Below are 13,211 nucleotides of genomic sequence, written 5' to 3'. Positions count from 1 at the left end.
TTCTGTGACTAAAGCGACTAGATCCCATCACTTTAAAGTTCTTAAAGAGTCAGGGTTAATTTCCCATGTCGATCGTGGAAATCGATCTCTCGCTACTTTGAGGAGGAGCCACATCGAAAAAAGGTACCCAGGGCTATTGAAGACTCTAAGAAACCACAGCGGAAAATAAGAATGCCCGTTCAACATAAACGTGCAAGTTTCGGAAGCTGAAAGGGAGGAGCAATAGGGAGATGTTTTTGGAGATGTAGACAGGTTCATCAAGGATACGGGTCACCTATTTAGCCCTCCATTGTTTTAAATGGAGCAACTTCTGTTCTGATGCCATCGGTGTTTTGTGGTAGAAGAACGTCTATTCCAAGTAAATTCAAAACGGAAGAGAGGTCTGTATAGACATTAACTCAGGTCAATATGATCACGTTAGTAGGTTTACCGTTTTTCTTTGGGAAGAGCTGTAAAATCCGTTTCAATACAACTTCTGTCGATCAGACCAAACCAGTATTTTCGTGTGCTTGATACTTTTTAATCCGAATATTTCTCTTTCGGCACAAATTTCTAACTAGAAAGGATTTCGCTTTTCATAAACACACAAATGGCATCGTAATTTGTATTTTGGTCGGCGGAGTAACTAAGTACAGATAGGAATTTTGTGCGCTGAGTAACACTATCGTTTTTTAATCAACAAAAAATCTGCTACATATTTGCTACACAGGATTTTAAAAAGAGAAAAAGCTAAGTGGTTACTAACCGCTTAGCCCTTTTAAAATGGCGCTCCCGATAGGATTCGAACCTATGACCTGCCCCTTAGGAGGGAAATAAATTACATTTCATGAGAAGTCATAAAACGTAAAGTTATTTAAATACAACATAATTAAACGATCCGAAAAATGATAAAAAGTGACGAAAAATAAATTATGTGGTCAATTTGTGGACACTAAGGAATGTCTAGTTGTTATATACCATCATGCAAAATTTCATTTCTTACATCATTTATCGTAATAGAGAGTCTACTGATTCTCTTTTCAAGAACGCGAGCTTTCGCTATAGAGTCTGCATTTTTTAAAGGTAAAAGCCGAGCAAGCTCACCAACTGCATGAGAGTACTCTTCAAGTGGTATTAAGTACTTATCTTCTATCCAAAAACGGTTTTTATCTAAAGTTTTCTGAAATAGCCTAAGATGCTCCTTGTTTGCTTCGGCGAGTTTTTTGGAGTACTTATCCTTAGTTTTTGCTTCTAAGTCATAAATTTTGCGCTCTTCATCTTTTACATGAGCACCATGTTTCAAATTATTCTTCATGGAATTAAGAGCCCCCTTAAATGTTTTATCTATTTCAACATATATGGACTCGTATTTTTGAAAGTGTTTATCCAGTAAGTATGCTTGTTCCCAAACCTCAGCTAATTTTTCAATTTTCTTTTGATTTATTTCTATATTTGTTGAGTTCAGCTGTTTGTAGCTTTCAAGCCATTGAGTACTTAGAAAAATTGCCACTCCAACTATTCCACCGACTAAGAGTTTATCAATTATATTTTTTAAAATGTCTCGCCAAAAATCTTGCCACTCAGCTTTCATTTCTTACATCCGTGTTCAAACCATTCAAGAAGAAGCCAACTAGGATTCGCTCAAGATATGAGCATAAATTTGTTTGCTAATCATATAAAGATTCAAGCACTATTGATCCTAGATAGTGGGTTTAAAGTCACAGCATCCTGCAAATAATCCGGTGCTAAATGAGCGTACTCCATCGTTTGTTGAATGTCTGAATGACCTAGAATTTTTTGCAGCGTTAATATGTTCCCGCCATTCATAATGAAGTAGCTTGCAAACGTATGTCGCAAGATATGTACTTTTTGGCCTGTCGGTAGGTCAAAGCCAAGCGTCTTTATCTTTCTGCGTAGCTTCTGCTGCGGATCGCTAGTAAAAAGTGAGCCACCATATTTTGGATAAATGCGGTTATACAGCTCTTCGCTAATCGGCACAGTTCTCGACTTATCCGTTTTAGTTTCGGTAAAGCGGATCCGATGAGGGGATAGGTTGCTGCTTTTAAGACTTATCATCTCACGCCACCTTGACCCCGTAGCCAAACAAATATCGACGGCGTTTAGCAATTCAATATCGTCTTTCACTGCGTTTCGGAGCACTTCGATTTGCTCGAGAGTGAGATAGGTCATCTCAGGGCGTTTTTCTACAGGCCGTTTAATACCTTTCAGCGGGTTCTCATGTGCAAAGTCACCCGTTGCAATCAGCTCGGTAAACACATTACTGATACAGTTTGTCGCTCTGCGAATAGTGCTCGATTTATGGCCTTTATCCGCTCGCATTAATTGCCAGTTAGTTATTAGCTTTGCATTGATTTTATCGGCTGTTGGGTTGCCAAGTTCTTCACAGATGAGCTTTAAAATGCTGTGGTAGGCTTTGGCGGTTCGTTTAAACTGACCCGCTTTAAGCCACCAAATTTCAATGAGTTCAGAAAGTCGGCGTTTATCTTTAGGCGTATCTAACCATTCTTTTGCATGTGCTGTGCTTAGAATGTGCTTTTCGTAAGCTAATGCCTCAGACTTTTTATCAAATTTACGGCGGTAGCGTTTACCCGCCCGACCAGCGGGACGAATATCTACCTGCCATTTGTCGCCTTCTTTCTTTATCGTCATAGAGAACGCATGACCATTGCTGCCCGACCGATGATTTTTAATCGGTTTAGGTCTTCCCCAAACATGGAAAAGCTATCGAACTCGGGGTTATCTGATACGATCTCATACCCTTGTTGCAAGATATTCCATTTGAGGCGCTTTACATACACCATGTCATCAATACGAATGACATAGACCCCATCTTTAACCGGTTCAGTCAGCTCTCGCGTGTCCACTAGAATACGATCATTGTCGCTAATCGTCGGTAACATGCTAGAACCTGCACAGAAAATGACAGCGGTATGGTCTGGATGCAGATCTAAATCTTTAATTAACTGAGCGGAAACCGAAAACTTACCGATTTGATGTTCTCCGCTGACAAGTATTCCAGCCCCTGCTGCGGCTTTGACGTCGAACTCAGGAACGTGAACCGATTCACAAACCTCATTCACAGCATAAATAGATGAGCCATTTGCGCCTGAAACCTTGCCGTACTTGGCTTCGAGCTCTTTGACCACATCCTCATGAAAATTGGAGACATGGTACTCCATTGCGCGACCATTACCAGAAGCCTTTCTACTTAACCAGTTGTTTCTACGTGCTTTTTGTCCAATGCCTGTTAGGGAATTGGGCATGCCTTTTAGACCTATTAACTCAGAGCTCAGAAACCATTCACGCATAATGAACCTTAATAAAACAATTGAAACACAAACTTGTTGCGTATTTAATAAACCTTAAACAAACAAAGTAAAACATCATTGGTATTTCAATGAGAGGTTGTAAAGCATGATAGACCATAATGACGCGTCAGGAAATAAATCATTCAATCACTATGCCCCATTTGTGACCCCAGAAAAGTACGCCGAGCTCGCAGGTTTTAGCGTCGACGCTGTGAAATGTCAGGTTCAAAACGGAAAACTCCCTGTGATTCAGCGTGAAGGAGGAAGGCGAGGGCGCATTCTTATCAACATGAAAGCACTCGAAGAGTTTGCCGAAGAGCAAGCTCAAGAATTTACTCATTGGAAAGCCGCCATTTAATACGAGGATAGTCTTATGCAAGTATCTGATCCCATTCATAAGTTGTGCCCTGATATGCAGGGCATGGTTTGCCCAGATCCTAAGAAGCGTCAGCGCTCTATTTTTCTTATCCAAAAACTACGCGAAAAACACGGTTTAGATAAAAACGCCAAGCGAAAAGCTAAACCGCTTCGTTACCAATGTAATGAATCGGATTGTTGGGGGTAAGCATGGCAATGAGTGTGGGTGATATTCTTCAAGGTTCGGCGTTCACTCGCCGCTTTTTTCCTCGGTTGCCGCCAATGGTTCGAGCGGATGTTAAGCGAAAGATAACTGCTAGGCTTAACCGAGCGAACCCCACTCAAGCTAACCTCATTAAAGCCGCGGAAGAAGCGGTTAAATTCGGTTTAAAGCGTGCCGCATTTATCGAAGATAAGTTTTCTTTCGTCGATTGTCGGCATAAAGCCAAGGCTGAAGCACTAAGCCATGACATTTTGATGCGTGACGATGCGGTAGAGAAGCTGTCAAAGGTCTACTCAGATAAATGCTCGATGCTGCTATGTGATGAAAGCCTAGCTGAGCAGTTTGATTGTTATCTCGACGCGCTTGAACATGTGTATCACCAACAACGTGAACAGCTTCGTTTCATTCACGTTAACCCGCCAAATATCAACTTCAAAAAGCGCAAAAATAAACCGGATGAACTCGAGAGAGATTTAGAAATTGCAGCGCTAAAAATGCAGTCGGACAAATGGATTGAAGGACGGCTGCTACAGCTTCGTACTCAATATATCGAGTACACCCAAATAGCGCTCGAGAGAGTCGGAGAGTCAAAACACCAAGCCCCTTTCATTAGTGCCATGTCTTTTTCTAACTGGAAACGCAAACAACGTGAAGCTACCAAGTTTGTAGAAGCTATGGCAGTCATGAATAACGACACAGGGGAGGCGTTCGATTTAGCGGAAGTGGTAAAACGCACAACGGCCAACCCAGAGAATCGGCGTATTGAAATGATGGTACGTTGTCGAGGCTTTGAAGAGCTGGCTCAAGACTTAGGGTTCACTGCGCTTTTCATCACTTGGACACTGCCGAGTAAATATCACCGAGTATCGAGCAAATGGAATGGCGCGTCAGTAAAAGAAGGCCATAATGCTCTCATGCACAAGTGGGCGAAAGCTCGAGCACTGATTGCAAAAACAGATATTGAGTATTTCGGCTTTCGTGTTGCCGAACCTCATAAAGATGCAACTAGTCACGCGCACTATTTTCTATTTTGTTCACCCAAAGACAAAGATCAAGTTATCTCCATCCTAGAAGGCTGTGCGATTGAAGAAGACAGGGAGGAATTAGGCAACAATATTTCTCCTCGCTTCGATGTGAAAGAAGCCGATCCGCAAAAAGGTGGTGCGACTGCGTACATGGCGAAATATGTCTCTAAAAACATCAATGGCAAGCATATGCCTGAGGACGAATCTGAAGAAGCAGCCTACCGAGTAAGGGGCTGGTCATCGGTTCACAGAGTTCGTCAATTTCAGCAGTTTGGTGGTGAACCTGTATCGTTATGGCGCAATTTGCGTCGATCTACCAAAGAGAAAATAGAGGTAGATCCGGAGCTAAAAGCACTCTATGTAGCAGCTGACACCTCAAAATGGGCGCTGTTTTGCAAGCTCGCAGGTAAAGCGAAAGTGGTCTATGAAGAGAAGCAAAACCAATACGGTGAAACGGTCAAAAAGGTGATCGGTTTTTCTTGGTTGGGGCAACTCATCAAAACCGCTAGCGAGTGCTATAGCATCGTGAAGAAAAAAGACGTGCAGCGTCTTCAAAATGCGCGGAGCGCATTACCTTGGAGCACTGAAAATAACTGTAACTCTGAAATCTCTTCTTTAGAAAAGGCATTAATGACTGCGACCGGATGGAAGCAAACCGGAGTGCAATGCCTCATTCAGCCCCTCTCTCGAGGGCTCAAAGTTCCCATAGACCAATACACTACCTTGTCACTCAGGCAAGGGCGATTAATGACGTAATGAAAATAGGAAAACACCATGAAAAAACTTTCAATAGATGAATGTCGCCGAGATTTGTTAGCACTGGATGCAGCCGATCAGCTAGCAGCCAGTGTTGAATCGGAAGTCGCTAAGTTCAAGGACATGGATATGCAGGAGCTTATCAAGAAAGCGACCAAGATGTTTTTTTCAGGCAATGTATCGCCTGAAGCTATCGGCTTATCAGAGAATTTTTTCGAAAAGCTAGAACATCTTACCCGCCTAAATGCGGTGGCTCGCCTTAAATACCGTGAGTGCGTTCAAAGTGATTTGGACGAGCTGTCATTGATACAAGATTTTGATATGGAAGACGGTGAGGTGGTGAATGAGTAAGTACGACAATCCAGTAAGGGGAGCGGTTGTTTGTCCGGTTTGCAGTTCGGTAGCCACGGTTCACAACGTAGGGGAAGGCAAACTGATTGCTGAGGGAGAGCCCCCGAAAAACAGTCGCAACCTCGGTTTGAAATATTATCGCTGCCCTAAATGCGGTAACAGCTCGATCAGCAAAAGTGTCAATTCGTTCATCGAAACCAATATGGCTGAAGATGAAAACACGTTAGATACCGATCAGCCATTGGTTAAAGAGCCTGTGGAAGTCATTGTCTCAGAAGTCAGTACCAGCAACGTTGAAAGCCAAGTTTTAACCGAGCCTCTAACCGAAGTGAAACCGGAAGAAAAGCACTCAATATTCTCGACAAAGCGTGTATTGATGTTCTTGTGTGCGTTGATGGCAGGGGCTTGGATGGTTCGCACGTTGTTGCCAAAGAAAAAAGTGGAGGAGGCTGCTGATGGAGACAATTGATAGTCCAGAGAGTATTGCGGCTCAAGACCACTGGAGCGCGCTTTTTAAAAGCGCAGCTACGATGCATGAAGATGAGAAAAAGCAAGCAGTCGAAGCAGAGGAGCAAAAACAGGAAGAGGAAACACCTAAAGAAAACGAGGTATCGCCAGCTACAGCCGCGATGATAGAAACCTCTTTAGGGGCTGTATTTGGTGTAACAGAAATAGCTACCTCTGTTATTTCAGGTGTGAAGTTTCAACTAGACGAAGAAGGTAAGCAAAAAGTGAGTGAGGCTGCGGTGCCAGTTATCGCTAAATATGGTGGTCAATGGTTGGCTGCATGTGGCAGCTATGCAGGTGAGCTTGTTTTGTTGTGCGCGCTTGGTCATTTAATTTACTCCTCACGTCTTCACCTGAGTGAGCTAAAAGAAGAAAAGCGTCAAAGGGAGAAGGAAAAAAATGCCAAGAAAGAATCAGCCTCTATCGCTGCCTAATCCAGTAAACTCAAACCCAGCACACGATGCAGAGCACGTTATTTACGTCGCCGGAACAGGCGGCGGGAAAACCTCAGCTGTGAAATATCTCGGGCTAGTGCCAAAAGGTTCTCAAGCCGTCTTTTTTGATCCATACCGAAATTACGCAGGACAAAAATTTCAGGGGCAAATGTGCTTTGGCGTGAGTGTTCGATCTGAGTTTTTAAAAACCTTAATTCTTGCTCGCAAGCGAGGTAAGTCATTTAAGCTCGCTTATGTGCCTAGAAATGGCGCAACATCAGAAGAGCTAGAGTTTTTCAGCTCGGTGGTGTGGGCGCTTGGGAACGGTCGAGCCTCCAAGATGCATGTTGTGATAGAAGAGCTAGCAAGTTGTGCGGAAACAACCGGAAAGCTAAAAGGTAAAGCGGGTGAATTACTGCGTGGTGGTCGTCAGTATGGCTTAGTAATCCACTCTATTTTTCAGCGAGGGCAAGAGGTGCCCAAAACCGTGACTGAACAGTCATCAACATGGTGGATCGGCGCAGTGAACTCGATGTCAGATGCGAAGTGGTTAGCTGATAAGAAAGGGCTCAATATAAATGATATTGCTGCATTAACTTCGGCTAAAGTGAACAAGCAGAAAATCGGCCAACCTATTGCTGAGTATCTGCTTGTTAGGGATGGAATTGGGAATGTTGAAATGAATAGGTTGGCTTGTGCTCAGGGGGACCATAGCCCCTAAATATTACTTAATGGCTAAAGGGCTATTGATCGTTCGAGAATTTTGGTTTTGTTCAATAAGGTCTATAGCTGACTGAAGCCTTACTGAATCATCTATATAGATATACGCAACAATAAGTGCACAAACACCACTTAGTAGGTATGCTACCTTCGCCCAAGGCTGCATGCTGATAGTAACATTAGGAAAGCTAAATATAATTAGTAGCCCCACAAAAGAAAATACTCCATAAAAGAAAAAATCTAACTTAATAAGCCTTCCTATTCTTTTTCTTTTATAACCTTCTTTGTACGAAATAGAAGAGTAATTTTTATCGAACTGAACATATTTCTTTCCGAGTACATAATTGACAAAATTAGCACTTGGCCTTTCTGATTTCATGAAGTACTTTATTGCTGGGTAATCTATAAGAACTCCAAACCTTTGTAAAAACAGTTGTTCAACTACAAAGTGATATTTTAGCGGGCTGTTTCTCTCTATTTCACTTATCATCGTAGATATGCGACTGATTTTGTCCTTTTTAGCTCGATCTTGTCTTAACTTGAGTTTCTTGTACAAGAAAATGAATACTAGTGAAATAACTACATAAGTTACGTTAAGATCATATGCTTGGGATATAAGCTTGATAATTGCTTCCACACTACGTCCTAGTAATAATACTGATGGTCGGCATTATCCATATCTAGAAGCAAGATCTCTAGGTTGAGCTAGAGCTTTTACGTACTTTTTTATGCAATGTGATGTTTATCTTTCATCGAGTTCACAAAATATATAAATTTGATCTTTTTCATTCAGCCTATAGGTAGTCCATTCAACCTATAGGTATACGCTCCTTCCCAACCTCCAAAACTTAGCCTTTCATAACTCATGATGAATTTGTTCACATTAATAAAGGCGAATCATGAGTAAAAGCAACAAAACGATGTTGATGACGGTGTTAGCAACGCTGTTGGTTATAGCGGTGATTAACAACATCTCGACATTGCAATCACTAAAAGAAGTGATCAGCGGCGACTCTGGCTGGTTTTAAGGGGGCGATATGGAAGCTTTAAATACGCTATTTAATCCACGTCCGAAAGAGCTTGATCCGGTCGAAGGTGTCGCGTGGGGCAATCAAGCCACTTTGCGCTTGGTGTCTGGCCCAACGTACCAGAACCTTGAGCTAGTCACTGACATCTCTGATCCAGCGGACATTGAGCGGGTGCGTATTACGTACAACGGTAAAGAAATCATTTCACTGTCTGGTCAAGACATGGTGGATTTACAAGAGCACCGCTCCAACTACGTTTCAGCAGGTCGCTATGTAATCCCGTTCTCTGACATGACCATGCGTACTAAGTTAGGGGTGCGCCAAGGTGAGTTGGTGACATTGCCAGGCGAAATCTGGTTTGTGTATATCCAGCTTGTGTCGAAAAGTGCAGCCGCACCAAGTATTCGAGCAAGGGCTCATATTACTGAAGCGCAAACGCAGCGTGTGTTTATGCCAAGGCTCTATTCATTGACTTGGTTTGCCAGTGCTGCAGGCCGAACTCCTTTTGATTGGTCGGAGCGTTCACCTTACTTAAGCATCAAACGTATTCACTTTAAAGACTCGTCCATTATTCGAGCTCGAGTGCTGCGTGATGATCGCGAAGAGATGAACGTCAGCAAAGAAGACAACGCATTTGACTTGTCGTATGCAGGGCTTGAGCAAAATGATGGTTGGTTCTCTCTTGATTTTGTTCGAACTGGGTTTGGCTCTGAAAGTAAGCTCAAGACGCAAGCGGTGCGAGCACTGCAGTTTGAGCTCGAGAAAAGCGCGTCGGGCAGTGTGCCATTGATTATTGAGGCCATTGAGCAAGTCGCTGTGCCTAAGCCCTCTGCGTAAGGGGGCAAGATGAGTTGGTTAGATTCATTAAGTGAGGCAGGTGGTGAGCTACTCGATTCGGTAACCAGTGCGGGCAGCTCTTGGATAACGGGCAGTGTTGAAAATGATTTATCAAAGCAACAAGCCAGCGATCCGGATGAAGCGCGTAAAAGCCAAGTCGAAGGACAAACCGCAGACGGCCAGCCCCTAGCGGTGCCATCTCAAGGACTGTTTAGCAATCCTATGGTACTCATGGGGGCGGCAATGGTGTTTGGTTTAGTTGTCGTGCTGCTAGTGATGAAGCGGAGGTAATCAAGATGCCTTTTTTACTTCCAGCAGTGTTTCTCGGTGGCGGCTTTCTTGGCTTTCAAGTTTCAAACGGATCCAACAAGTTAATCGCTATCGGAGTGCTGCTAATTGTCGGCTACATGCTGATTAAGGGGCGAGCATGATACCAGCAGTCGGAGGCGGGTTAACCAATAGCGGTTCAATGCCTATTTCGGGAGGGGATGCAGGGCCATCGACGGCCAGCAGTGGCAACTACAGCGGTCAGACTATTGGTGCCATCAACATGGGCAGCCAAGGTATTAGCCCTTGGTTACTCGGTGCAGTGGTGCTTGCCATTGCTTATTGGATGCTAAAGAAATGATCGAGTGTGTCAGCCAGTGCTCAAAAGCAGTTGAGCGGTTAAAAGTCGCCTTTCGTGCTTGCCCTAAAGATTTTGAATTACTGAAAAGTGAAGTCAAAGCGGGACGGGTCAGCGTGTATCAGCTGCAAGGTGATAACCACAACCTCATTATCGCAGGAGAAGTATTAGACGATTCTTATTACTTATGGGGTGTGGTTGGTCATGGGGTAGTGAGTGGTATTCGAGAATTGACTCAATACGTGAGGCGAAGCGGGCTCTCAAACATCTCAGCGGAGACCTATTTTGATGGGTTAGCTCGGTTAGTCAGGCCACTCGATACCAGTGAGCAAACTTTGCAGAAAACCACACGATTAGAAATGAGAGTGTAAATCATGGGTGGTAAATCAAGCTCAAGTAATACAACACAGTCAACCAACGTCAGCGGCCAAACGGCGATATCGGGTGACAACCTTGGTACGGCGATAAGTGGTGTTAACAATTCAACGGTGAATGTCACGGCTACCGATCACGGAGCCGTCAAACATGCCTTCGAGCTAGGCGGCGAGTTAGTCGAGCAAAGCGGTGAGATGTTTGAGCAAGCATTAGAGCATGCCAATCAGGTCAACGTGAACTCGATGGACTTTGCAGAAAATGCGTTGGAAGACATCTCTTCGAGTCACAGCGAAAACCTGCAGGTGATGGCAGGGCTTGCGGGTAACCAAGCCGAGCAAAATACCAAGAACCTTGATGCGTTGATGGACTTAGCCAAGTTTAACCAAGATGGCGGAGCGAGTGAGAACAAGCAGCAGCAAGTGATCATGATGGTGGTCATCTCGGTAGTGTTAGGCGGCGTAGCAATTATGGCGGTGAAACGATGAAGTTAAGTTTACGTGCTAACAACCCTATTCCCATCAATATCGCGGGTAATTGGCTATACCTTGAATCGGCTTCTCAAGAGGTGGAGTTTGAAACTTCACTTGGCGATAGAGTGACAGTGAAAAAGCACTCGGTAGTCAAAAGCGCTCAAAGCGTAGGACGGGTATTGGTGTACTCCGATATTGACCAAGAAATCTCGCTGGAATTCGGTTATGGGGATTTTGTCCCGCCCGCGAATATCGACGGGCAAAGCGTTGTTGTAAGCGCTATGCCAGCACTAGAAATTGCGGACGGTCAATCTGTCTCGATTGATAGCTTGCCGAAAGTCGAAATCGAAGACGGCCAAAGTCTAGCGGTAAGTAGCTTGCCCAGCGTAGAGATTGCTGCAGACCAATCCATCAAAGTGAGTGAGCTGCCAGCGGTGCAGATTGCGGAAAATCAGTCTGTCGAAGTGGTTCAGTTACCCGCTGTAGAAATCGCAGCAGACCAAGAAATTGCACAAAAAGTTAGCAGTAGCATTAACGCCCAACAAGGCAACTTGCCACTGACCGTTGCAGAGAATCTAGCAAGGCAAAAAGTGGTGATAAAAGCGAGTGCTAGCAACTCACAAAGTATTTGGGTTGCTGGTGACTTTCCTCTCGAGGCGGGAGAGCGGTTAGAACTTTCGACACGCACAGAGCTAGTCATCACGGGCGATGCAGCAGACTCGGTACACATTATAGAGGTTTAGGAACATGGGTGACCTTACTCTACCGACGGGTAGTAACCGAAACAAAATAGAACACATAGCACAGCATGTTAACTCGATGATTAGCGGCGCCATTACCTTGCCCTTTGTGATTAAAGATAGCTCAGGCGTGATGCAAGTGCCTGAACAAATTTTAATCTCACAAGATGTTGAAGAAATAGCGATCGCAGATGGCTCTATCTCAGGGGCAAAAACCATTTCACTGGCAAAGCTTTCTAACCTTTATCCGACAACCCAGCCGTATACCGATGATCCGATATTAAATCTGTTTGTGGACGCGGATGTGTATGTGACAGGTAACCCAGCCGATGCAATGGGCAGTAATTTGTATTGGAGTAGCGATATGTTTGGCCCGCTCCGGGCTTTGCCACGATTAAATTATGGCGATGGTGGGGCAAGGTTGAAGCTTAGTGGATTTTCCAACTTTGAAATGAAGTTGATAGGGGATCCGAACAATCTCCGTCCGATGCTCAGCGAAGAAAGCAAAATACAGCCGAATGGTGGTTCGTTTTCTATTAGTAGCGTGAAGGGCGTTTTGATGTTGTATGGCGAAGTGATGGCTTCTTCACTTCCAGTAGATTTCTCGGTGCAAATGTAATGATGCCGGTTCTGATAGCAGCAGTCATTGTATTGGTGTTGGGGGTAGCGATGAAAGCAGGTGGTATTTCGATTGGTAGTGCGCCTCGTGGGGTGAGGGCAAACAACCCACTCAATATTGAAAGTAATGCCAATAACAATTGGGTAGGTAAAGTGTCACCGTCAGTGGATAGCCGTTTTGAAACCTTTCGAGCACCCGAATATGGTTTTCGGGCGGGAGCAATCCTTTTGCGCGATAGCTATCAAGGCCGTTACGGACTCGAAACCATAGAAGAGATCATCTACAAGTTTGCGCCAAGCCATGAGAACGACTCGGATAACTACGCCAGTTTTGTAGCAAGCCAACTTGGTATCAATGCCAATGAGCCTATCAACCTAAGCAGCGATGCCACTCTAGCCAAGATGTTGCATGCAATGTCGGTAATGGAAGTCGGGCGCTACTACTCGCTTGAACAAGCGCAAGAAGGGGTACGGATGGCATGAACTCAGAAGACTGGAAAAGGGTAGCAATCACGGTGTTAGCAGCAGTACTGGCCGCATTTGCGCTCAAATACCTGAAACAATGGAAAGTGTTATGAAGAAGTTTATCAAAGATAAAATGGGTATCGATCTCGACCAGCCTTCAACTAAAAAGGGCTTGGCACTGATAAGTGCGGGTGTTGCTTTAGCGGTTGGTCATCCTGATTTATTGACTGCAAATGTGACATCAAAAGGCATTGAATACGGCGGGATTATCGGTACCACTCTCCCAATCCTGATTGGGGTTTGGGAGATGGTTAGGGATGAGTTTAATTCGTAAATTAGGTTGAGCCATATTCTTTTTTGAATTTTGTTAAA

22 protein-coding genes are annotated in these 13,211 nt (G+C 44.2%); 18 read left to right on the top strand and 4 right to left on the bottom strand.

Features of this window, described 5'->3' with window-relative positions:
- Positions 1–949 precede the first annotated feature (949 nt).
- From M9194_RS11760 to M9194_RS11750, 3 genes are all read right to left on the bottom strand, one after another.
- Entirely contained in the window at positions 950–1,570 is a 621-nt protein-coding gene (locus tag M9194_RS11760; protein ID WP_250612840.1) for a hypothetical protein, read from the bottom strand.
- Positions 1,571–1,662: 92 nt separating this feature from the next.
- The gene (locus tag M9194_RS11755) at positions 1,663–2,649 is read right to left on the bottom strand and encodes a phage integrase (RefSeq protein WP_250612839.1); all 987 of its coding nucleotides are present in this window, start codon (positions 2,647–2,649) and stop codon (positions 1,663–1,665) included.
- A complete protein-coding gene (locus M9194_RS11750) occupies positions 2,646–3,308 on the bottom strand; it encodes a helix-turn-helix domain-containing protein (RefSeq protein ID WP_250612838.1) in 663 nt (220 codons plus the stop codon). Before M9194_RS11750 ends, M9194_RS11755 begins: the two co-directional genes overlap by 4 nt.
- A gap of 106 nt (positions 3,309–3,414) precedes the next feature.
- Here M9194_RS11750 and M9194_RS11745 point away from each other — a divergent pair, with 106 nt between their 5' ends.
- Genes M9194_RS11745 through M9194_RS11715 form a run of 7 tightly spaced genes read left to right on the top strand, consistent with a single transcriptional unit; the run spans position 3,415 to position 7,682 of the window.
- Positions 3,415–3,666: a helix-turn-helix domain-containing protein gene (locus M9194_RS11745; RefSeq protein ID WP_250612837.1), complete on the top strand. Its 252-nt coding sequence runs from the start codon at positions 3,415–3,417 to the stop codon at positions 3,664–3,666.
- 15 nt (positions 3,667–3,681) lie between these two features.
- Positions 3,682–3,873: a hypothetical protein gene (locus tag M9194_RS11740; protein WP_250612836.1), complete on the top strand. Its 192-nt coding sequence runs from the start codon at positions 3,682–3,684 to the stop codon at positions 3,871–3,873.
- Between the two features lie 2 nt (positions 3,874–3,875).
- Positions 3,876–5,669: a replication endonuclease gene (locus M9194_RS11735; RefSeq protein ID WP_250612835.1), complete on the top strand. Its 1,794-nt coding sequence runs from the start codon at positions 3,876–3,878 to the stop codon at positions 5,667–5,669.
- Positions 5,670–5,687: 18 nt separating this feature from the next.
- On the top strand, positions 5,688–6,020 hold the full coding sequence (locus M9194_RS11730) for a hypothetical protein (RefSeq protein ID WP_250612834.1): 333 nt from the start codon (positions 5,688–5,690) through the stop codon (positions 6,018–6,020).
- Positions 6,013–6,489 (top strand): hypothetical protein, encoded by a 477-nt coding sequence (locus M9194_RS11725; RefSeq protein WP_250612833.1) that lies wholly within the window; start codon positions 6,013–6,015, stop codon positions 6,487–6,489. The genes M9194_RS11730 and M9194_RS11725 overlap by 8 nt, the downstream gene beginning before the upstream one ends.
- The gene (locus M9194_RS11720; RefSeq protein WP_250612832.1) at positions 6,476–6,961 is read left to right on the top strand and encodes a hypothetical protein; all 486 of its coding nucleotides are present in this window, start codon (positions 6,476–6,478) and stop codon (positions 6,959–6,961) included. The genes M9194_RS11725 and M9194_RS11720 overlap by 14 nt, the downstream gene beginning before the upstream one ends.
- Entirely contained in the window at positions 6,927–7,682 is a 756-nt protein-coding gene (locus tag M9194_RS11715; RefSeq protein WP_250612831.1) for a hypothetical protein, read from the top strand. Before M9194_RS11720 ends, M9194_RS11715 begins: the two co-directional genes overlap by 35 nt.
- 3 nt (positions 7,683–7,685) lie before the next feature.
- Here the strand turns inward: M9194_RS11715 and M9194_RS11710 are convergent, their stop codons facing one another.
- Entirely contained in the window at positions 7,686–8,318 is a 633-nt protein-coding gene (locus tag M9194_RS11710) for a hypothetical protein (protein ID WP_250612830.1), read from the bottom strand.
- A gap of 262 nt (positions 8,319–8,580) precedes the next feature.
- Between M9194_RS11710 and M9194_RS21705 the strand changes: the two genes are divergently transcribed.
- The 11 genes from M9194_RS21705 to M9194_RS11665 all read left to right on the top strand — a co-directional run bounded on the left by M9194_RS21705 (position 8,581) and on the right by M9194_RS11665 (position 13,173).
- On the top strand, positions 8,581–8,709 hold the full coding sequence (locus M9194_RS21705) for a hypothetical protein (protein ID WP_284676579.1): 129 nt from the start codon (positions 8,581–8,583) through the stop codon (positions 8,707–8,709).
- Positions 8,710–8,718: 9 nt separating this feature from the next.
- On the top strand, positions 8,719–9,546 hold the full coding sequence (locus M9194_RS11705) for a major capsid protein P2 (protein WP_237363788.1): 828 nt from the start codon (positions 8,719–8,721) through the stop codon (positions 9,544–9,546).
- A 9-nt stretch (positions 9,547–9,555) separates the two neighbouring features.
- On the top strand, positions 9,556–9,837 hold the full coding sequence (locus M9194_RS11700; RefSeq protein ID WP_250612829.1) for a hypothetical protein: 282 nt from the start codon (positions 9,556–9,558) through the stop codon (positions 9,835–9,837).
- Between the two features lie 5 nt (positions 9,838–9,842).
- Positions 9,843–9,977, top strand: a complete 135-nt coding sequence (locus tag M9194_RS21700; protein ID WP_284676578.1) for a hypothetical protein — start codon at positions 9,843–9,845, stop codon at positions 9,975–9,977.
- Entirely contained in the window at positions 9,974–10,174 is a 201-nt protein-coding gene (locus M9194_RS11695; protein ID WP_250612828.1) for a hypothetical protein, read from the top strand. The genes M9194_RS21700 and M9194_RS11695 overlap by 4 nt, the downstream gene beginning before the upstream one ends.
- On the top strand, positions 10,171–10,542 hold the full coding sequence (locus M9194_RS11690) for a DNAase (RefSeq protein WP_250612827.1): 372 nt from the start codon (positions 10,171–10,173) through the stop codon (positions 10,540–10,542). The genes M9194_RS11695 and M9194_RS11690 overlap by 4 nt, the downstream gene beginning before the upstream one ends.
- Before the next feature lie 3 nt (positions 10,543–10,545).
- Positions 10,546–11,031, top strand: a complete 486-nt coding sequence (locus M9194_RS11685) for a chemotaxis protein (RefSeq protein WP_250612826.1) — start codon at positions 10,546–10,548, stop codon at positions 11,029–11,031.
- Positions 11,028–11,759, top strand: a complete 732-nt coding sequence (locus M9194_RS11680; protein ID WP_250612825.1) for a hypothetical protein — start codon at positions 11,028–11,030, stop codon at positions 11,757–11,759. Before M9194_RS11685 ends, M9194_RS11680 begins: the two co-directional genes overlap by 4 nt.
- Before the next feature lie 4 nt (positions 11,760–11,763).
- Positions 11,764–12,375, top strand: a complete 612-nt coding sequence (locus M9194_RS11675; protein ID WP_250612824.1) for a hypothetical protein — start codon at positions 11,764–11,766, stop codon at positions 12,373–12,375.
- Positions 12,376–12,377: 2 nt separating this feature from the next.
- Positions 12,378–12,857, top strand: coding sequence for a structural protein (locus M9194_RS11670; protein ID WP_250612983.1), 480 nt, complete (start codon positions 12,378–12,380; stop codon positions 12,855–12,857).
- A 91-nt stretch (positions 12,858–12,948) separates the two neighbouring features.
- Positions 12,949–13,173, top strand: a complete 225-nt coding sequence (locus M9194_RS11665; protein WP_250612823.1) for a hypothetical protein — start codon at positions 12,949–12,951, stop codon at positions 13,171–13,173.
- Positions 13,174–13,211: the final 38 nt, after the last annotated feature.

The sequence above is a fragment of the Vibrio sinus genome (assembly GCF_023634645.1).
In the GTDB taxonomy this organism is placed as follows: domain Bacteria; phylum Pseudomonadota; class Gammaproteobacteria; order Enterobacterales; family Vibrionaceae; genus Vibrio; species Vibrio sinus.
Note: the sequence above shows the minus strand (reverse complement) of the source record. Positions and strands in the feature narration are given on the sequence as shown.